Consider the following 19940-nt stretch of genomic DNA (forward strand, 5'->3'; position numbering starts at 1 on the left):
GACATTCCTAGGGCGCCGAGTAATGCAGGCATTTAGCCCGGTAAAGCCCGAAAAATGCAAGGGGCAGCAAGCTCAAGGGCCGGATGTCGCGGAGCCGGAACCTTCGCCTGGCGGGCGCGGTGATGCAGCCGATCGTTGATGCGGCCCTTCGACCGATTAGATGATGGCGACCGGCTTCCACACCTCGGCGGCGATGCGGGCGAAATTGCCACCCAGGATGCCGGCGATATCGGCGGCACCGTAGCCGCGCTTTTCCAGGCCCACGGTGATGTCGGCCAGCACTTCGACGGGTGCAAATGCCATCGGCGCGTTGGGGTATTGCCGCGGCGGCCAATACTCCTTGGCGCGTGGGCCGAGGGCATCCTCCGAGAGCGCGTCGTCTGGCTGGCAGTCGAGAATGCTGTCGAGGCCAATGCCGACATGGGCGGCGCCGGCACGCTCGCACATATAGTCGATATGGGCGAGGATGCGGTCCGTCGCGTCACCCGGCCCCAAGAAGAGGCTGACGCCATTGATGCCGATGACACCGCCCTGCTCGGCGCAGGCCTTGATCTGGTCATCGGCGATGTTGCGTTCGTGATCGTGGAGGGCGCGCGCGTTGGAATGGGAGAACACGACCGGGGCGGTCGAGCGTTCCATCAGTTCCATGCTGGTCCGGTGGCTGCAATGGCTGGCATCGACGACCATGCCGACGCGGTTCATTTCCTTCACCACCCCGCGGCCGAAATCCGTGAGCCCGACATCCTTGTCGTGGCAGCCGCCACCCACCAGGTTGTTGCGGTTGTAGACGAACAGCATCTGCCGCACGCCCAGGCGATAATAGAAATCGACCATGCCGAGATCGCCGTTCAAGGCATCGGCGCCCTCGAGATCGAAAGAGACGGCGAGGCGGCCGCTTTGCTTGGCTGCGTGCACATCGTCGATCGTCTCGACCTGGACGAAACGGTCGGCATGTTGGCGCAGCCAATGCCGGTAGCCCGAGAGGGCCGCGATGGCCCTGGTCCAGGGCTCGACATCATAGCCGATATTGACCGAGACGAAGTCGATGCCGGTCTTGCGCCAGCGCGACAGCTCGTCAAGGTCTTCCGCCCGCATGAAGGCAAAGCCTGCATGACTGTCCCATACCAGATCGGCGACCAGACCAGCATCTATCGTCATCTCGTTTCCCCCGCGACATTCCATCTTCTTCTAGCAGAGGACGGCTGGGCACCGGAAGCTAGCTCTGCAGATCCCAGCGCGGGCGCGGCCCGAAGAGTTCGAGCATGAAATCGATGAAGGCGCGCACCTTGGGCGACAGGTGGCGTGAATTGGGATAGACCGCATAGATCGCGGCATCCTGCGGCACGAAATCCGGCATCAGCGAGACCAAGGTCGCCGCCTGCAGATCGGCGCCGACGATGAAGCTCGGCAGATAGGCGATGCCCGCCCCTTCGATCGCCGCCACGCGCAGCACGTCGCCATTATTGGCATGGAGATGGCCGGCGATCTGTACCGGCCAGGGCGAACCGTCGGGCTTCTGCAGGCGCCATTCCGGCGTCAGGCTGTTGGTGCTGTAGCAGAGGCATTGATGCTGCTTCAGTTCCTCCGGCACCTTGGGCGTGCCGTGCCGGCTGAGATAATCGGGACTGGCGCAAAGGATCATGCGGAACGGCGCCAGGCGCCGCGCCACCAGGCTCGATTCCGCCAGCCGCCCGACGCGGATCGAGAGATCGAAGCCTTCGTCGATGAGATCGACGTAGCGGTCGTTGAGGCTGAGATCGAGCTCGACCTCGGGAAAGCGCGCCAGAAAGCGCGGCAGGATGGGTGCCAAATGCAGGATGCCGAAGCTCATCGGCGCGCTCACCCGCAGGCGCCCGCGCGGCGCCACCTTGCTCTGAGTCACGGCAGCATTGGCGAGCTCGATATCGGCAAGGATGCGCGTCACCTCGGCATGGTAGGTTCGCCCCTCTTCGGTGAGCGTGAGCGAGCGCGTCGTCCGCTGCAGCAGCCGCACGCCCAGTTCCGCCTCCAGCGCCGAGATCTGCCGGCTCACCAGCGATTTGGAACTCCTGAGCCGCCGCGCCGCTTCGGAAAAGGATTTGGTCTCCGCCACCTTGACGAAGGCCTCCATAGTCGCCAGCCGATCCATTGTCGCGTCTCCTGCAACAGTCTTATGAAACTATACACAATTGTTGCCGGGATTGGTCAAGCGTAGGTTTGCTTCCAGAGCCGCCGAGGTTCTCGAAAACATCTCAACCCGCTGAAGACATGGAGAATTTACGATGACGACGCAGAATGTTCCGACCGCCCGCCCCGTTCCGGCCAAGACCCTGCTGAACGGCGCCGACCACACCCTCATCATGATCGACCACCAGTCGCAGATGACCTTCGCCACCAAGTCGATCGACACCACCATTCTGCGCAACAACGCCGCTCTGGTGGCCCATGCCGCGGCCGAGTTCAAGGTGCCGACCATCCTCACCACGGTTGCCGAAAAGACCTTCTCCGGTCCGATCTTCGCGGAAATCCAGGAAGCCTTCCCGGACGTCGTCGCCATCGACCGCACCAGCATGAACACCTGGGAAGACCCGCGCATCGCCGAGCGCGTCAATGCGATCGGCAAGGGCCGCATCGTACTGGCAGGGCTGTGGACGAGTGTCTGCATCGTCGGCCCGGCGCTCTCGGCACTCGACCAGGGATTCGAGGTTTATGTCATCACCGACGCCAGCGGCGACATCACCGAGGAAGCGCACAACCAGGCCGTGACCCGCATGGTCCAGGCCGGCGCTCGCCCGATGACCTCGCTGCAATATCTCCTCGAACTGCAGCGCGATTGGGCGCGGTCGGAAACCTACGAACACACCAACCGCACCGCGATGCGCTTCGGCGGCGCCTATGGCATCGGTATCACCTACGCCCGCGCCGTGCTCGGCGCACATGCGAGTGAAGCGGGGGCGGGGCACTAACAGGGTCCCATCAAACTGAACGCGTCATCCCCGGGCTTGGCCCGGGGATCCACCAGTGCCGCTTGTGAGAGTGGATGCCCGGGTCAAGCCCGAGCATGACGGAAGGAAGTAAGCCAACACGAAGAGAATCCCCATGAAGCCCTATCTCGTCTCGCTCGGCATCGGTCTTCTTGTCGGCGTGCTCTATGCTCTCTTCAAGGTTCGCTCGCCGGCGCCGCCGGCCATCGCCCTCATCGGCCTGCTCGGCATGCTGATCGGCGAGCAGCTTTTTCCACTGGCCGTGCGCTATATTCTGCCCGCAGCGGCCGCCAGTGAAGTCCCCACGGAAAATCAGGAATAGGCACGACCATGCAGCCCGATCTCATCCTCATCAATGGCAAGTTCACTACACTCGACCGTGCCAATCCGAATCCGGAAGCCGTCGCCATCACGGACGGCAAATTTTCCGCCGTGGGCGATGCGGATGGCATCATGGCGCGCAAGGGGCCGAGCACCAAGGTCATCGACCTCGGCGGCCGGCGCGCCATTCCGGGCCTCATCGACAGTCATCTCCACATCATCCGCGGCGGCCTCAACTACAATATGGAATTGCGCTGGGACGGCGTGCCGAGCCTCGCCGACGCCATGGCGATGCTGAAGCGCCAGGCAGAGATCACGCCGCCGCCGCATTGGGTGCGCGTCGTCGGTGGCTTCACCGAGCATCAATTCGCCGAGAAGCGCCTGCCGACCATCGCCGAGATCAATGCAGCGGCACCCGACACGCCGGTCTTCATCCTGCATCTTTACGACCGCGCGCTGCTCAACGCCGCCGCCTTGCGTGCCGTCGGCTACACCAAGGACACGCCCAACCCGCCGGGCGGCGAGATACAGCGCGACGCGGGAGGCAATCCCACCGGCCTGCTGCTGGCCAAACCGAATGCCATGATCCTTTATGCGACCCTCGCCAAGGGCCCGAAGCTGGCGCCGGAACAGCAGATCAATTCGACGCGGCATTTCATGCGCGAGCTCAACCGGCTGGGTGTCACCAGCGTCATCGATGCCGGCGGTGGCTTCCAGAACTATCCGGACGATTACAACGTCGTCGAGACGCTGCATAAAAACGGCGAAATGACCTTGCGCATCGCCTACAACCTCTTCACCCAGAAGAAGGGCGAGGAACTGGACGACTTCGCCCGCTGGACCAATATGGTGAAAGCCGACCAGGGCGACGATCTCTACCGCGTCAATGGGGCGGGCGAGATGCTGGTCTTCTCAGCCGCCGATTTCGAGGATTTCCGCGAAGCACGCCCCGATCTCGATCCCGGCATGGAAAGCGAGTTGGAGCGCGTGGTGCGCCTGCTGGCCGAGCGCAAATTCCCCTGGCGCCTTCATGCCACCTATGACGAGACGATCAGCCGCGCGCTCGACGTGTTCGAAAAGGTGCATCGCGACACGCCGATCGACGATCTCCACTGGTTCTTCGATCATGCCGAGACGATCAGCGACCGCAACATCGACCGCATCGCGAAACTGGGCGGCGGCATCGCCGTGCAGCACCGCATGGCGTTCCAGGGCGAATACTTCGTCGAACGTTATGGCGTCGAGGCGGCGCAAGCGACACCGCCCATCAAGCGCATGCTCAGCTCGGGCGTGCCGGTCGGCGCCGGCACGGATGCGACACGGGTCGCCTCCTACAATCCCTGGGTCTCGCTGTCCTGGCTGGTGACGGGGAAGACCGTGGGCGGCATGCGCCTCTATCCATCTGCCAATCGCCTGGACCGGCTGGAAGCCTTGCGCCTGTGGACCGAGGCCAATACCTGGTTCTCGCGCGAGCAGGGCAAGAAAGGACGCATCGAAGTGGGGGCACTCGCCGATCTTGCCGTGCTCTCGGCCGACTATCTCAGCGTCGCCGAAGATGAGATCGCGCATCTCTCATCGGTGTTGACCTTGCTCGGTGGCAAGATCGTGCATGGGGCCGGCGATTTCTCGACACTTGCCCCAGCACTCCCCGCACCGACGCCGGATTGGTCGCCGGTGAAGCTCTTCGGCGGCTATCAGGATCGCATGGCGCCCAGGTTCGAGAAAATATCCGTCAGCTGCGGCTGCGCCAATAGCTGCAACGTCCACGGCCACGCGCATGCAAAGGCCTGGGCCTCGGACGTGCCCGTTTCGGGGAACGAGTTCTGGGGCGCGCTCGGCTGTGGGTGTTGGGCTGTTTGAAGTACCCTCCTCACCCCAACCCCTCTCCCCTCGCGGGAGAGGGGCTTGTTGCCTAACCCGCAATGACTTTCAGTATCGGCGACTATTGCCGAGGGCACCTCATTCCCTCTCCCCTCGCGGGAGAGGGTCAGGGTGAGGGGGCGCTGGATGACGAAAGAGAAGGAATTTGATTGATGTCACCCTATCTCGGCCCCTTGCGCGCCTTCACGGCGGGCTTCGTCGACACGGTCGGCTTCGTCGCCCTGTTCGGCCTGTTCACGGCGCATGTCACCGGCAATTTCGTGCTGATCGGCGCGTCGATCGCCGAATTTCATGGCGGGATCGTCGCCAAGCTGATCGCCTTGCCGGTCTTCATTGCCGCCGTCGCTTTGACACATCTGTTCGTGACGCAGCGCCAGCGTCGCGGCGTCAGTCCGGTTGCGGCGCTGACCTTGTTCGAGGCCCTCTTCCTCGCGGCCTTCATGGCGTCGGGGCTTGCCGCCAATCCCTTCACCGCTGCCGACAGCCCCGCCGCCATCGCCACCGGCATGCTGGCCGTGACGGCCATGGCGATCCAGAATGCCGGCGCGCGCTCGGTCTTTGCAGCTCTTTCGCCCACCACGGTGATGACCGGCAACGTAACGCAGATCGTGATCGACGCGGTCGATCTGGTGGCGGCACCGGACAAGGCGGCGGCGGCAAAGGCGCGCCTGACGAAGATGCTGCCACCGGTCCTGGCCTTTGCCTCAGGGGCGCTGGCCGGCGGCTTGGGCTATGTGCATGTCGGCTTCTGGTCGCTCCTCCTGCCGCTCAGTGCTGTCATGTCGGCGTGGTGGCTGCTACGCCGTTCCGCCGTGCCATCCGCTTGATCCAATCCGCGGCTTCGCGGAGCGGCAGTTCGGCGCGCACATCGTCAAGCAAGATGCGCAGGTTGACACGCGCCTTCTCCGCCTCCCGCGCGCCGACCACGGCCAGGATCGGAATGCCGCGATCGCGCCAGCCGACGATCTTCTTCGGCAGGGTCTCGTTGCTGGCATCGATGGCGGCGCGGAAGCCATCGGCCTCCAGCTGGATGGCCACTTCCTCGGCATAGCCGAAATACTGCGCGCTCACCGCCGCCACCAGCACCTGCTCCGGCGCCAGCCATAGCGGCAGACGGCCCTGCCAGTGTTCGAGCAGCATGCCGATGAAGCGTTCCATGCTGCCAAGGACCGCGTGGTGGATCATGATCGGCACCTGCTTGGCACCATCCTCATCGACATATTGCGCACCGAGCCGTTGCGGGAGCACGAGGTCGAGCTGGATCGTGCCGCACTGCCAGCGCCGGCCGAGCCGGTCCTGCAGGCTGAATTCGAGCTTCGGTCCATAGAAGGCGCCCTCGCCCGGCTGCAGCGCGTAATCGAGGCCGGCACCGCGCGCGGCATTCTGCAACACGCGTTCGGCCGTGTCCCAAAGCTCCTCGCTGCCCTCGCGAACCGCCGGCCGCGTCGAGAAGGCGACGGCGAAATCGGCAAAGCCGAAATCGCGATAGACCGCGCGCAGGAGCTGCGAAAAGCGCTTCACCTCCTCCGCCACCTGCTCCATGCGGCACAGCACATGGGCGTCGTCCTGCACGAAGGCCCGCGTGCGCATCAGCCCCATCAGCGCGCCGGACGGTTCGTTGCGATGACAGGCGCCGAACTCGGCATAGCGCAAGGGCAGATCGCGATAGGAGCGAAGCTTCGCGTTGAAGACCTGCAGATGGCCCGGACAGCTCATCGGCTTCACCGCGAATTGCCGTTCGCCGTCTTCCAGCGCGAACATGTGGGGGCCGAATTTCTGCCAATGGCCGCTCTTCTCCCAGAAGGCACGCGCCAGGATCTGCGGTGTCTTGATCTCGTTGAAGCCGGCCGCTTTCATGCGGCGGCGGATATAATCCTCGATCAGGCGATAAAGCGCCCAACCCTTGGGATGCCAGAAGACCATGCCCGGCCCTTCTTCCTGGAAATGGAAGAGGTCCAGCCTGTGGCCGATACTTCGATGATCGAACGCGTCCATGTCAGTCTCCGTGCGTCTTGAGGCGTGGAAAAGACGGACGGAGGCATCAAAGAAAAAGCCCCGTCCGGAACCGGCGGGGCCTTGGGTAATGGTCAGATCGCGCGTTACATCAGCACAAGCCAACACCCCTCGGCCGCCGGTCGGCGGTCCAGGTAGTGGTTACTTGTTGATGTTTGCGCATCTGGCTCATGGCGCGGGAGAGTAAGGGCCGGGGCGGCAGCGTGTCAAGCTGCCGCACCCCGATAGGCCGCCTCGAGTGCGGGCAGATCGATCTTGATCATGCCCCAGACCGCCTGCAGCACGCGGTTGCGCTTGGCTTCGTCGGGGTCGCTGATCATCGCGTCGAGGGCTGCCGGGTGCACCTGCCAGGAGAGGCCCCATTTGTCCTCGATCCAACCACAGGCCTGTTCCTTGCCGCCATTCTTCAGGATCGCCTCCCAGATGCGGTCGAGTTCCTTCTGGTCATCGCATTTCACCCAGATCGACACGGCGGGACTGAGCTTGTAGGTGGGGCCGGCGTTGAGCGCACGGTATTCCTGACCCGCCAGCGTGAAGACGACGCCGGAGAGATTCCGTGACCGATCAAACTCGGTGACCGAGAGGATCTCGGAATTCGGCAGGAGCGAGGTATAGAATTTCGCGGCTTCTTCTGCGTCTTTATCGAACCACAGATGCGTCACGACTTTCTGCGTGGTGGCCATGGGAGTCCTCCGTCACATCTTCTTCGCCAAGGCTTCGAGCTGGGTGGCGACGATGCCCCAGCCTTCATGGAAGCCCATCTTCTCATGCTCGGCGCAGGCTTCCGCCGACCAGTGGCGTGCCACGGCGCGGTAGCGGGTCTTGCCGCCCTCGTCGGCGAATGTGACGGTCGCCACCATGAAGGCACGCTCCGAGGGCGTCCAGGCATCGGTGAAGGCGTCGGTGAAGACAATCTTCTCGTTGGGCACCACTTCAAGGAAGATGCCGCGATTGGGAAATTCCTGACCCTCCGGGCCCTTCATGACGATGAGCGACTTGCCGCCGGGGCGCACATCGAGCTCGGCCTTGGTGACGGTCCAGGGCTTGGGGCAGAACCATTCGGCATAAGTGCTGCCGTCGGTCCAGATCCTGAACAGCTTCTCGCGGGGTGCATCGAGCAGGCGATCGAGCACGAGCTCGCGGGTTTCGGCTGCTTTTTCTTTGGGCTGTGCACTCATGGTCTTCCTCCTGTCGGTTTCGGTTTTGTGAGAATGATCTCGAGATAGGCGATGAGGTGATCGAGATTGCCGCGGGCGATGTCGGCACCGTGCTTGGCCTTGGCGAAGATGAACGAGCCCTGCATCACCGCCTGGGTGTGATAGGCGAGACTCTCGGCACTCCAGGTGGGCGCAAGTTGCTCTTCGACGATCGCCGCCTCGATATCCCGCTGCACCATCCGCGCATGATCGCTCATATGCCGGTCGCAGGCGCTCCGAATAGCGGGGTGGCTGTCATAGGCCTCCTGCACCATGGTGCCGAGCAGGCAGGTGTAGTCGGAGAGAGCGCCGCTCATGATCGCCTGGCGGAAGCGGACATAGCCGATGACCCGGTCCCTGGCGCGCGGCAGGCTGCGATAGGGCGCCGTCGCGAAGAAGCCGTCGGCCATCGCCGCGAAATGATCGGCCGCCGCCACGGCAAGCTCCTCCTTGGCCGCGAAATGATGGAAGAAGGCACCCTTGGTGACGCCGGCAGCGGCGCAGATGTCGTCGACGCTGGATGCCGCGTAGCCCTGTTCGCGGATCACCCGCATGGCGGCGTCGAGCAGCCGGGTCCGCGCCTCCCCGCGCGGCAACCTTTTGTTTTCACTGAGTGTTCTTGGCTGGCCCATGGCGCTCATCTCATCTGTCGACCGGGTAAGACGCAACATACCAACTGGTTGGTTTCTATGTCAACCGGCGAAATCTCCGAAAAACGCCGGCCCTTGCCCGGACCATCCGGGCCTGGGATGCTCCGCCGGCAATTGCGCTTCAGCGGAGACGACGATGTCGCCTGAATTCCTCCTCACCTCGCTCATCATCGTGGCGTCGCCCGGCACGGGTGTGCTCTACACCTTGGCGGCCGGGCTTTCGCGCGGGCGGCGCGCCAGCATCGTGGCGGCCTTCGGCTGCACCATCGGCATCGTGCCGCATCTGGCGGCGGCGATCCTGGGCCTCGCGGCGCTGCTGCACACCAGCGCGCTCGCCTTTCACGCCTTCAAATATCTCGGCGTCGCCTATCTCCTCTACATGGCCTGGATGACCTGGCGCGAACGCGGGGCCTTGCGCGTCGAGACCGAGGTCGATGCCCGTTCCGCATGCCAAGTGACGGTGAATGCGGTGCTCATCAACATCCTCAACCCCAAGCTCTCGATCTTCTTCCTGGCCTTCCTGCCGCAATTCATCGCGGCAAACGAGCCGCACCCGCTGGCCAGCATGCTGGAGCTTTCCGCTGTCTTCATGGCGATGACCTTCGCCATCTTCGCGCTCTATGGACTGCTCGCCGCGGCAATGCGGGATCATGTGCTCTCCCGCCCGCGCATCCTCCTCTGGCTGCGCCGCTCGTTTGCGGCGGCCTTTGTGGCCTTGAGCGCCAAGCTCGCCCTGGCTGATCGCTGAAGGGGCTGATCGCTGAGAGGGTCGATTACGCCGTCGGATAGGCGATGTTCGGCGGATAGGTGGCGATGAAAGCGGGCCGCGCCTCGCACCGCTCGGCGAGCGCGTCGAGCGACGGATAGCGCCCGACCGGTGCCAGATCCGCATCCGTCATGCGCACATAACGCAGCATGGAGACACAGCTGATCTCCGCCTGCGTGATCTGGCCCGCTTGCCCGGCGCCCCCGGCCATCGCACCAGTGCGGGTCCAATCCACCTCGGAGAGCGAAGCGATGGCACCCGCCGCCTGCGTGCGGCAACGCGCGATCCATTCGGGCCAGCGATAGGAAGCGGGCCGGATGAGGCGCTCGTAACCCGAAGCCCCCGCCTTGTCGATCGCCCCGCAAGCCAACGCCACCAGCTGCAGCATCCGCCGCCGGGGGAGACCCGAAGCCGGAACCAGCGCCCGCTCCGGTCCCACGCTCTCATCCAGCCAATCGAGGATCGCCCCGGAATCGATCAGCACATCGCCATCGTCCAAAACCAGCGACGGAATCCGCCCCAGCGGATTGGTCTTGCGCATGTCATCAAAATCCCCAAACACCGAACGCGTGTCATGGGTGTAGTCGAAGCCCAGCTCGCGCAGCGAAATGGCGACGCGGCGGACATAGGGGGAATCGTATTGGCCGACAAGGATCATGGTGTGAAGTCTATTCGATTGTTGATTCGCGTTTTATGAAAAGCGGAAAGAAGCTCCGCTGGCTCTTCAGCTTGAGTATGTCTTCCGTGTCTATCGTATTGGCTTTCCGACGCTCACCTCCTGCCGGAGTCAGAACCTCTAGCTCGGGATTCTCGATGATCGCCTTATGTATATCATCTGCATGAGCTGGCGTTTCGTTGTACGTCGCTTGATAGAATTCGAGAACTTTCATGGCGTCGCCAGAATCGGCCACGATTCTTGGTATATCGACCATGAGCTGTTGTAGCGCTTGTGCGCGACCAGAATCATCAAAGAGATAGAGCGATCCAGTCTCATGAGAGGGATCAAATGAGAGCATTTGGAGACCCGAACGGCCGAAGTGAGCCTGAGCGCTGCTATTGCCATGTAGGACATTGTTGTAGACTTGGCGTGCGCGATAGTTGTTTGCAAAGTGGATGAACCAGTATCGCCAGCCCTTCGGATTGTGAATGGAGAAGGGCGTAACGTATGATGCGCAGCCCTTAAATGTCTCAAATACTAGGCGTTCAGCGGAACTCAGCCACTGAGCCTTGCTCATTAGTGGGTCTAGATCACCCAGATCATCATTCTTGAGACCAAACGGACTCAACTGCCTTAGCAATTTCTCGCGATCAAATTGATGCAAGAACGAGATCAGCGATTGAATTGAGAATGTGTAGAATATCTCGGGCGAACGAAACGAATTCATAATATCGCGAAGCGTGGCGAGTTCAACCCGACTATGCCCGTACTGATCAAGGTTGAAAATGGTATTCGGAAAGCGTCCAATCTGGAGGAGTTCCTTAATTCGATAAAATGCCCCCTCGAAAGTATCACTCAGGCATTCAACTCGGAGGTGCAGCTTAGGGACATTTTGGGCAATTTCACCGAGCAACGAAGCAATATTATCCTTCAAAAGCTCAATAGCGTCGCGCTCTGCGTCATTGAAAATCAGAAGGCACTCTATCTCGAGCGCACCCAAGCCTTGCGACGCTCGATTTAGGTTTATTCGCTCAATCCCATACCGAAGTTCTTCGATGAAGATTACTGGAGAGCCTTTGCTCCCACATTTGTAGATTCCTCCGCCGCAGAAGCCGTCTACGATCGCTAGGCGAAATTGACTTTGGCGAGGGATACTACAGCGGACCGTCAGATACTGTGCAAAGTACTCTCTAAGTATCTTGTGTTTTCTCTTCGAGTGTTCATCAAGTGCCGCTCCGCCCTTCCAGTCATAAGCTTTGCGAACCATTGCTCATCCCTCGCCACACACTCGTACGGGAAGGGGCTAGCGACTCTAAACGTTAGCAGCGTGGGTATCCGGCATTTCATTCCAGATCTTTCCTCGATACTCACGGCCATTTTCCTTTTTTGACCGCCGCTTATTATCTTTGCCCCAAGTCCCCCATTGCTTGAAGAAGAAAGCTGTGCGGTGTTGGACGCATTGCTCATGTACTTCGTCTATCCATTCTTCAAGTACTGGCCGTGCTGATCGCCCGCTCTCGCCGCCAACTATCGCCCAATGAATATCTGTCAGATCGACGTTGCCAACTGGCCCAATTAGGGGCTCAAATGAAATGAATCGAATTGCAGCTGGCGCAACACGAAGAGCATCGACCCGATCCACTACCTCGCCGCTTTCTACGCTAGTGCCTAACCAGATATTAGGCAGCACTTCTGCTACCTGTTTTGACACAAACTGCGCCATACGATCTGGGCGCTTGGTTAGTATTTGATAGTTGTGATGAGGAGTATTCCGCATGACCTGCCAAACGCTTCGAATGAACGCATCACTCACTCCTTCGTGAAAGAGATCGCTCATTGAATTGACGAATATCTTTCGAGGCTTCTTCCACTTGTAGGGAATGACTAGTGCTTCGCGGTCCTCTCTTACCCTTCCATTCCAGATTGTCCGATTGCCGCTGCGACGCGTTAGCTTCGAGTACTTGGCGACCCCCATGGCTTCCAATCGCCTTGCCATCTCCATCGCGTAGCAATTCTTGCAACCGGCCGACACAATTGTGCATCCGGCAACCGGATTCCAGGTCGCATCAGTCCATTCAATCTGAGTCTCGGCCATCACTGTCTCCGTCGGCTAAAACGACCTCAATTAGATTCAGTCGAAACCAACCCAGCAAGTCGACCGCGGATTAGGGACGATCATACTGCAGGATGGTTATAAATTTCAATCTAAAGTTGATTTACGCCCACGACATCTTCTTACAGCAAATGCTGCCCGCCGGTGAGGGAGATTTCGGTTACCGTCACATAGGCAAAATCGGGCCCGCAGAGCTAGAAGATGACTCCGGCGAATTTTGCGGGTTTGCCCATGCGGCCCATGGGCATGACGGATGAGAGAGGCGCCCCTTCAATCCACCACGAACAGCCGCGCGCCGATCGGTGTCGAGGAGCGATGTGCCTCGGCTTTGTCGGCGACCTGGTAGCTCATGCCGGGTTTCAGGGTGTAGGTGCGGCCGTCTGCCAGTTCGGTGTGGAGTTCGCCCGAGAGGCAAAAGAGGATGTGGCCTTTTTCGCACCAATGATCGGCGAGGTAGCCGGCCGAGTATTCGACGAGGCGCACGCGGATGTCGCCGAAATGACGCGTGCGCCAGAGGGCAATGCCGGTTTCGCCCTTATGTTCAGTGGGCGGTACCTCGGCCCAGTCAGTGGTGCCGAACGGGATATCGGTCATCTTCATCTTGCGCACACTCCCTTTGTTGCGCCGATGAAAGCGTACCGGAGGTAGCGAAGGCAAGTACGGAGTCTGGCGTGCCGGCGAGAAGATGACGATTTGGAAGGACGCAGCGCTACAGCAAATGCTGCCCGCCAGTGAGAAAGATCTCCGTCCCCGTGACATAGGCGAAGTCCGGGCCGCAGAGTTGGAAGATGACGCCGGCCACTTCCGCGGGTGTCCCCATGCGGCCCATGGGGATGCGCGGGATGAGGGCTTCGTATTCGGGGCCGATCATGGCGGTCTCAATCTCGCCCGGGGCCACGGCATTCACGCGGACACCCAGCGGCGCGAATTCGCCGGCCATTTCGCGGGTGAGGCCGGAGAGGGCGGCCTTGGAGGTTGAATAGGCGGCACCGGCAAAGGGGTGGATCGCATGGCCGGCGATCGAGGTGATGTTGACGATGGAACCCTTGCCGCGTGCCAGCGGTGTCGCGAACCCCTTGGCAAGCTGCAGCGGAGCAAAGAGGTTGAGTTCGTAGACCTCGCGCCAGGCGGCGACGTCGCCGTTCAATGTGCCGAGGCGTTCCTTGAACGAGGTCTTAGGTGAAATCGCCGCGTTGTTGATGAGGGCGTGGACCGGGGCGCCGTCCAGGACCTTCAACGCTTCCGCGACGAAGCGCGGCGCGTCGCCGGGCTCACCCAGATCGACCGTGATGTGATGCGTCCAGTTGGGATCGCGCTGGCATTCCTCCGGCACCGCTTCGCGCGAGCAGGTGATGATGCGCCAGCCCTCATGGCTGAAGCGCTGCACCGTCGCATGGCCGATGCCGCGGCTGGCCCCGGTGAGGATCACGGTCTTTCTGGTCTCGGTCGTCATGTCGTCTCGGTTCCTGTTCGGTCTTTCATCACGCGCTCCCCCCTCACCCCAACCCCTCTCCCCAAAGGGGCGAGGGGCTTAAGATCGCACCATTAGCTCCCTCGCCCCGCGCCAGCGGGGAGAGGGTGGGGGTGAGGGGCACGCCATTCTCATCCGCGCCCCTTCACCCCCGCTTTTCATCCGCTTCCAGCAGTGCCGCACGCCCCGGTCTTGTCTGGTCCATGCGGGCGCGGAGGTCCTGCCTTCGTTCGACCACGGAATGCGGGTCCTGGTGGATGATGATCTCGGCGCTTGGGAAGGCTTCATGAAGGCTCGCTTCCACGGCGTCGGAGATGCGATGCGCCTCGATGAGCGAGATGTTGTCGGGGAGTTCCAGATGGAACTGGATGAAGGTGTCTTGGCCCGCGCGGCGGGTGCGGAGGTCGTGGAGGCTCACCGCCTGCGGGTGTTGTTCAACGATTTGGGTGATGCGCGCGCGTTCCGCCTCGTCCATTTCGCGGTCCATCAGCATGTCATAGCTCTGCCGCCCGATCTGCACGGCGGTATAGGCGATGTAGAGCGCCACGATGAGGCCGAAGAGCGGATCGGTCCACCAGAGGCCGAATTTCCACGAGACGAGCAGCGCCGCGATGACGCTGAAATTGACCAGGAAGTCGCTGCCGTAATGCGCGGAATCGGCCTTGATGGCGACCGAGCCCGTGCGCTTCACCACATGGCGCTGCAGCAGGATGAGCGCACCCGTGATGGCGATGGAGAGCACCATGATGCCGATGCCGATGCCGGGCTTGGTCACGGGCTTGGGGTGGATGAAATGGTCGTAGACCTCCATGAGGAGGAGCAGCGAGGAGCCGAGGATGAAGGCCACCTGCATCAGCCCCGCCAAGGGTTCCGCCTTGCCATGGCCGAAGCGATGCTCGGCATCGGCCGGCTGCAGCGCATGGCGCACGGCCAGCAGATTGACCAGCGAGGCCGCGATATCGAGCGCCGAGTCAAAGAGGGTCGACAGCAGGCTGACCGAACCGGTCGCGAGATAGGCATAGAATTTCATGCCGATCATGACGAGCGCCGCCGCCACCGCGGCGTTGGACGCGAGCTTCATCAGCCGCGCGGCTTCCTCGCGGGTGATGGCGGTGGTTGTCATGCGGAAATCCTTTCGCGACATCCTGCGGCGGCGCCCCCCACCCGACCTCCCCCCTGAAGGTGGGAGGAGCAGTGGTTGCGTGCGTCTCGATCCAAAGCCCTCCCACCTTCAGGGGGGAGGGTTGGGTGGGGGGCCGCGTTCAGTCTCGCTTTCGCTCTCACGGATAAAGCTTCTCCGTCACCCAGGCCGTACCTTGCGCCACACCCGGCGCGGGCCGGTAGATCAGGCGGTCATGGAGCCGGAACGGGCGGTCTTCCCAGAATTCGATATAGGTTGGCCTGATGCGGAAGCCCGACCAATGCGGCGGGCGCGGGATGGTGCCGATGGGATGCTTCGCGGTGAACAGCGCCACGCGCTTTTCGAGATCGAAACGGTTCTGCATCGGGCGCGACTGGATCGAGGCCCAGGCACCGAGCTGGCTGCTGCGCGGGCGCGAATGGTAATAGGTATCGGCTTCCTCATCCGACACCTTCTCCACCTCGCCCTCGACGCGGATCTGGCGGCGCAGGGATTTCCAATGCAGCACGATGGCGGCCTTCATGGTGGCCAGGATCTGCGTGCCCTTCTTGCTTTCGTAATTGGTATAGAAGACGAAGCCGCGCTCGTCGTAATCCTTGAGGAGCACCATGCGCACCGATGGCATGCCGTCGGCACCCACCGTCGCCAGCGCCATGCCATTGGGGTCGTTGGGTTCCGATTGTTCGGCTTCCTTGAACCAGACGCCGAATTTGGCGAAGGGCTCGGCCCAGGGATGGTGCCGGCGGGAATCGAGGGCGCCTTCGTCGGGCGATGTCTCAGCCGCGGTATCGCTCATGATCGCTTCATCCATCACGTTCCTTTGAAGCCCTTCTATAGCATTGAATTTGGAACCGGTTGACGCCATTTTCATTAGCGTTCTGCATCTCTGCCGCGCTTTTTTGACACAGGATTCCGCCGATGTTCCAGACTCGTGACCAGACCCGTGAACTGTCTCGATACACTGCGAAGGCCATGAGTCTCGCCTTGGTGGCCAGCCTTGCGCTGCCGCTTGGTGCCTGTTCGGCCAATTCCTATGGCGGCTCCTCGCAGAATACCGGCACGGTTCTGGGCGCCCTGGGCGGGGCGGCGGCGGGTGCGGCCATCGGCGGCAAGGATAATTGGTGGTGGGCGGCGGGCCTCGGCGCCCTCGCCGGCGGTGTCGTCGGCAACCAGGTCGGCGCCTATCTCGACCGGCAGGATCAGCAGCGTTCCTATCAGAACGCCAATTATGCGCTGAACAATGTGCCGGACGGCCAGGCCGCCAAATGGTCAAATCCGCAGAACCAGACCAGCGGCTATACCAAGCCCATCGAGACCACCAAGACCGCGAGCGGCCAGACCTGCCGCGAGTTCCAGACCGGCGTCACCGCACAGGGCCAGAGTTCGTCCGGCACCGGCACCGCCTGCCGCCAGCCCGATGGCACTTGGAAAATCATCCGCTAACCCCTACCTTTCCGCCATGATGAAATTTTCTCGTGGCGGAAACCTCCATGCCGGATCCCTATAAGACGCTCGGCGTCGGTCGCCTCGCCACGGCGGACGAGATCAAGAAGGCTTATCGCAAGCTGGCGAAGAAGCTGCACCCCGATCTCAATCCCGGCGACAAGAAGATCGAGGCGCAGTTCAAGGAGATCAGCGCCGCCTATGACATGCTGTCGGATGCCGAGAAGCGCCGGAAATATGATCGCGGCGAGCTCGACGACAACGGCAACCCGCGCCATCCCGGCGGCTTCACCGCCGGCGGTCCCTGGGGCGGGGCGCGCGCGGGCAATGGCGGGCGCGCCAAGACGGCCAAGGATTTCGGCCTCGACGAAGACGACAATGACGAGATCTTCAAGGATTTCTTCGGCTTCGGCCGCGGCCGCACCGGGCTCAAGATGCGCGGCGCCGACGTCACCTACCGGCTCGAGGTCGATTTCCTCGACGCGGTGCTGGGCGGCAAGAAGCGCTTAGGCCTGGCCGACGGCAAGACGCTCGACGTCACCGTTCCCGCCGGCACCGAGGACGGCGCGCAGCTGCGCTTGAAAGGCCAGGGCATGCCCGGCCAGGGCGGCGCCCCCAATGGCGACGCCTTCGTCGAGATCGGCGTCAAGGCGCATCCCTTTTTCGAGCGCGACGGGTTCGACATCCTGCTCGAATGCCCGATCAGCCTCAACGAAGCGGTGCTCGGCGGCACCATCGAGGTGCCGACCATCGACGGCCGCGTGGCGCTCAAGGTTCCGGTCGGCAGCAATTCCGGCACGCAGTTGCGCTTGAAGGGCAAGGGCATCCTCAACCCCAAATCGAAGCAGCGCGGCGATCAGTATGTGCGCTTCGTCGTCACCCTGCCCCGCGACGGCGATGCCGATCTCGAACGCATCATCCGCGACTGGGCCAAGGCCCACGCCTACGATGTGCGCGGGAAGTTCGGCCTCAAGACTTCTTGACGTTCACCAGCGCCACACCACCCAACGCCAGCGCACCGCCGAGGATCCCCAGCAGGCCGGGCGTTTCACCCAGCCACAGGAAGCCGATCAACGTCGCCACCGGCGGCACGCAATACATGAAGTTGGAGGCGCGGCTGGCCGGCATCCTGGAAAGCACGATGGCCCAGGTGCCATAGGCGATGAGGCTGGGCACGATCCCCAGATAAATGGCGGACAAGAGCGCCTGGGTGGAGGCCGCCGGAATCTGCGCCACCACATCCGGCAAGGCCGGCGCCAGCAGCACGGCGCCGATGACCATGTTCCAGGCCGAGACGGTGAGCGGCTTGTGGCGCTGGAACAGCGGCTTCTGCACGATGGTGGTGATCGAATTGCAGAGCGCCGCCCCCAGGATCAGCAGGGCGCCCAGATCGATCTTCATTTCCGACCCCTCGCCCAGCGCGATGAGGCCGATGCCGGCGAAGGAGAGGAAAGTGCCGGCCCAGGCCCATTTCCCGAACCGCTCGCCGAGGAGGGCGATGGCCATCAGCGCGGTGATGATCGGGTTGACGTTGATGATGAAGCTGGCCGGACCCGCCGACACCGATTGCTCGCCGATATTGAGGAGGATCGTGTAGAGGCAGACGAAGAACAGGCCCCCGGTCGCAAAGCGCCAGAGCTCGCCCAGCTTCGGCAAACCGGGCCGCGTGATCAGCAGAAAGAGGGCGGCCGGCAGGGCCGCGATGGCAAAGCGGGCGGCGCCCAATTCGACCGGTCCGAATCCCTGGAGGCCGGCGCGGATCGCCGGGAAGGCGCTGGCCCAGGCCAGAACGGTCACGAGCAGGTACCCAAACGTGCCTTTGAGGACGCCGAAATCAGCCGGTCGCGGGTGGGAAATCGTGTCTGTGCTCATGATCTGGCTTTCTGCTGGCAGGATTTGCGGCACCATCCCAGGCACCGAGCTCCTTGACAAACGAACATTTGAACCCTCAGCTGTGAGCATGGATCACAGCTCGCTCCCGCCCTTGGACACCCTGCGCGCCTTCGAGGCGGCCGCGCGCGGCGGCTCCTTCTCGGCCGCCGCCCAGACGCTCAACCTCACCCATGGCGCGGTCAGCCGGCAAGTCGCGAAACTGGAGCACTGGCTGGGCGTCAAGGTATTCGACCGCCAGGCGCGCGGCGTCGCCCTGACGCCGGAGGGGCAACGGCTCTATTTGCGCACCAACGAGGCCTTCGCCCTCATCGCCGACACCTCGGAACGGTGGTCGGAGCAGCGCGGCTCGGCGGTGGTGCGCGTGGCGTCGATCCCCTCGGTCTGCGGCCTGTGGCTGATGCCGCGCCTGAAGAGGTTCGAGGCAGGGCGGCCGAGCCTGCGCATCACGCTGTCGGTCGAGCATCGTTACGTCGATCTCGCCGATGAGGGCATGGACCTTGCCATCCGCTGCGGGCGGGGCGCCATTCCCGACCGGGTCTCGCTGCAGCTCTTCGAGGAATACTGTTTCCCCATCGCATCGCCCGAGCTTGCGCGCGAGATCGGCACCGAAGGCGATGCGGCGCGGCTCCTCGAGCAGACGCTGATCCACGATTCCGATGCTGCCGGCTGGCGCGCCTGGTTTACGGCACAAGGTCTCGATTTCCGCCCGCGCGCCCATGACCGGCGCTTTGAGGATTACAACCTCGTGCTCGATGCGGCGATGAGCGGCCTCGGCATCGCGCTGGCACGCCCGCCCTTGGCAGAAGCATTGCTGAAACAAGGCAAGCTGGTGTCGCTCGACAAGCGCACCGCGCTCAATCCTTCCTCCTATTGGCTCGACCGGCCACCGGGGCCGATGCGCGAGGCAGCGCAGAGTCTTGCTCGGCGCATCGGCAAGGAAGCCGGCGTGAGTGCCGGTGCCATTGCCCAATTCATCGGCACGTCCTCCTGATTCCTTTGCAATTTGCTGTGCGGCTGTATCGCAGCAACGCGCGCGCAGTAACGCCTTTGCGCGTGCCTTCACATATCGATGTGCAATGTGCAAAGGCTGAAAGAAACCCACTAGCCGCGTGAGATGGCCGCGTGAGATGTTTGTGAGGTATCGGGGAATGGGCTGGGAACAAAGCACCTGCGATACGCTTACTGAAACAGAAAAGTGGCAGGCTCATCCGACAACCGTCCACGAGAGACGAAGCAAGAGCAGGCAGGGGACGGATGCAGAGAATGCGCCGCAAGGGTTGGGCAATCAGTCAGGGGCGATAGGGAGAATCCATGACCAGCATGACAATGGTGGGGATATGGGTCGCTTCGGCATTGTTCGTCGGTGGCGGCCTGTTGGCACTCAGCGTCTTTGCGCTCTGAGAGAAGGAACGGCCAGCAATCGAGATATTG

General features: G+C 62.4%; 22 protein-coding genes. 8 read left to right on the top strand and 14 right to left on the bottom strand.

All coding sequences use genetic code 11. From position 1 onward, the window contains the following. Positions 1-156 precede the first annotated feature (156 nt). Positions 157-1158: a dipeptidase gene (locus ACE3OA_RS07870; protein WP_374309716.1), complete on the bottom strand. Its 1002-nt coding sequence runs from the start codon at positions 1156-1158 to the stop codon at positions 157-159. Between the two features lie 58 nt (positions 1159-1216). Next, positions 1217-2128, bottom strand: coding sequence for a LysR family transcriptional regulator (locus ACE3OA_RS07875; RefSeq protein WP_374309718.1), 912 nt, complete (start codon positions 2126-2128; stop codon positions 1217-1219). Positions 2129-2261: 133 nt separating this feature from the next. Here ACE3OA_RS07875 and ACE3OA_RS07880 point away from each other — a divergent pair, with 133 nt between their 5' ends. The 4 genes from ACE3OA_RS07880 to ACE3OA_RS07895 all read left to right on the top strand — a co-directional run bounded on the left by ACE3OA_RS07880 (position 2262) and on the right by ACE3OA_RS07895 (position 5992). Then, positions 2262-2945 carry a hydrolase gene (locus tag ACE3OA_RS07880; RefSeq protein ID WP_374309720.1) on the top strand — a complete coding sequence of 228 codons (684 nt, stop codon included), beginning with the start codon at positions 2262-2264 and terminating at the stop codon, positions 2943-2945. Between the two features lie 133 nt (positions 2946-3078). Beyond that, entirely contained in the window at positions 3079-3285 is a 207-nt protein-coding gene (locus ACE3OA_RS07885) for a DUF1427 family protein (RefSeq protein ID WP_374309722.1), read from the top strand. A gap of 8 nt (positions 3286-3293) precedes the next feature. Next, positions 3294-5144 carry an amidohydrolase gene (locus tag ACE3OA_RS07890; RefSeq protein WP_374309724.1) on the top strand — a complete coding sequence of 617 codons (1851 nt, stop codon included), beginning with the start codon at positions 3294-3296 and terminating at the stop codon, positions 5142-5144. Between the two features lie 173 nt (positions 5145-5317). After that, positions 5318-5992: a YoaK family protein gene (locus ACE3OA_RS07895; protein WP_374309726.1), complete on the top strand. Its 675-nt coding sequence runs from the start codon at positions 5318-5320 to the stop codon at positions 5990-5992. Here the strand turns inward: ACE3OA_RS07895 and thrS are convergent. From thrS to ACE3OA_RS07915, 4 genes are all read right to left on the bottom strand, one after another. Then, positions 5943-7160, bottom strand: a complete 1218-nt coding sequence (thrS, locus tag ACE3OA_RS07900; protein ID WP_374309728.1) for a threonine--tRNA ligase — start codon at positions 7158-7160, stop codon at positions 5943-5945. The genes ACE3OA_RS07895 and thrS overlap by 50 nt on opposite strands. Before the next feature lie 224 nt (positions 7161-7384). Next, on the bottom strand, positions 7385-7861 hold the full coding sequence (locus tag ACE3OA_RS07905; RefSeq protein WP_374309730.1) for a VOC family protein: 477 nt from the start codon (positions 7859-7861) through the stop codon (positions 7385-7387). Between the two features lie 12 nt (positions 7862-7873). Beyond that, on the bottom strand, positions 7874-8356 hold the full coding sequence (locus tag ACE3OA_RS07910; protein ID WP_374309732.1) for an SRPBCC family protein: 483 nt from the start codon (positions 8354-8356) through the stop codon (positions 7874-7876). Next, positions 8353-9006, bottom strand: coding sequence for a TetR/AcrR family transcriptional regulator (locus ACE3OA_RS07915; protein ID WP_374309734.1), 654 nt, complete (start codon positions 9004-9006; stop codon positions 8353-8355). The genes ACE3OA_RS07910 and ACE3OA_RS07915 overlap by 4 nt, the downstream gene beginning before the upstream one ends. Positions 9007-9160: 154 nt before the next feature. On the opposite strand from ACE3OA_RS07915, the gene ACE3OA_RS07920 reads away from it, so the two are divergent. Next, positions 9161-9772, top strand: coding sequence for a LysE family translocator (locus ACE3OA_RS07920; RefSeq protein ID WP_374309736.1), 612 nt, complete (start codon positions 9161-9163; stop codon positions 9770-9772). A gap of 25 nt (positions 9773-9797) precedes the next feature. On the opposite strand, the gene ACE3OA_RS07925 is transcribed toward ACE3OA_RS07920, so the two are convergent. From ACE3OA_RS07925 to pdxH, 7 genes are all read right to left on the bottom strand, one after another. After that, positions 9798-10448, bottom strand: coding sequence for a glutathione S-transferase family protein (locus tag ACE3OA_RS07925; protein ID WP_374309738.1), 651 nt, complete (start codon positions 10446-10448; stop codon positions 9798-9800). A gap of 10 nt (positions 10449-10458) precedes the next feature. After that, a complete protein-coding gene (locus tag ACE3OA_RS07930) occupies positions 10459-11715 on the bottom strand; it encodes a three-Cys-motif partner protein TcmP (RefSeq protein ID WP_374309740.1) in 1257 nt (418 codons plus the stop codon). A 45-nt stretch (positions 11716-11760) separates the two neighbouring features. Then, a complete protein-coding gene (locus tag ACE3OA_RS07935) occupies positions 11761-12543 on the bottom strand; it encodes a DUF5131 family protein (protein WP_374309742.1) in 783 nt (260 codons plus the stop codon). A gap of 288 nt (positions 12544-12831) precedes the next feature. Continuing rightward, positions 12832-13161, bottom strand: a complete 330-nt coding sequence (locus ACE3OA_RS07940) for a DHCW motif cupin fold protein (protein WP_374309744.1) — start codon at positions 13159-13161, stop codon at positions 12832-12834. Between the two features lie 109 nt (positions 13162-13270). Continuing rightward, positions 13271-14014, bottom strand: a complete 744-nt coding sequence (locus ACE3OA_RS07945) for an SDR family NAD(P)-dependent oxidoreductase (RefSeq protein ID WP_374309746.1) — start codon at positions 14012-14014, stop codon at positions 13271-13273. A 163-nt stretch (positions 14015-14177) separates the two neighbouring features. Beyond that, entirely contained in the window at positions 14178-15155 is a 978-nt protein-coding gene (locus tag ACE3OA_RS07950) for a cation diffusion facilitator family transporter (protein WP_374309748.1), read from the bottom strand. A 157-nt stretch (positions 15156-15312) separates the two neighbouring features. Further along, positions 15313-15969, bottom strand: coding sequence for a pyridoxamine 5'-phosphate oxidase (gene pdxH / locus ACE3OA_RS07955; protein ID WP_374309750.1), 657 nt, complete (start codon positions 15967-15969; stop codon positions 15313-15315). A gap of 122 nt (positions 15970-16091) precedes the next feature. On the opposite strand from pdxH, the gene ACE3OA_RS07960 reads away from it, so the two are divergent. Both ACE3OA_RS07960 and ACE3OA_RS07965 read left to right on the top strand, forming a co-directional pair. Further along, positions 16092-16616, top strand: coding sequence for an RT0821/Lpp0805 family surface protein (locus tag ACE3OA_RS07960; RefSeq protein ID WP_374309752.1), 525 nt, complete (start codon positions 16092-16094; stop codon positions 16614-16616). 47 nt (positions 16617-16663) lie between these two features. Next, on the top strand, positions 16664-17599 hold the full coding sequence (locus ACE3OA_RS07965; protein ID WP_374309754.1) for a DnaJ C-terminal domain-containing protein: 936 nt from the start codon (positions 16664-16666) through the stop codon (positions 17597-17599). Here the strand turns inward: ACE3OA_RS07965 and ACE3OA_RS07970 are convergent. Further along, positions 17586-18488 (bottom strand): DMT family transporter, encoded by a 903-nt coding sequence (locus ACE3OA_RS07970; RefSeq protein ID WP_374309756.1) that lies wholly within the window; start codon positions 18486-18488, stop codon positions 17586-17588. The genes ACE3OA_RS07965 and ACE3OA_RS07970 overlap by 14 nt on opposite strands. An 88-nt stretch (positions 18489-18576) precedes the next feature. Here ACE3OA_RS07970 and ACE3OA_RS07975 point away from each other — a divergent pair, with 88 nt between their 5' ends. Next, positions 18577-19500: a LysR substrate-binding domain-containing protein gene (locus tag ACE3OA_RS07975; protein WP_374310893.1), complete on the top strand. Its 924-nt coding sequence runs from the start codon at positions 18577-18579 to the stop codon at positions 19498-19500. Positions 19501-19940: the final 440 nt, after the last annotated feature.

Source organism: Dongia sp. (assembly GCF_041906375.1).
Classification (GTDB): domain Bacteria; phylum Pseudomonadota; class Alphaproteobacteria; order Dongiales; family Dongiaceae; genus Dongia.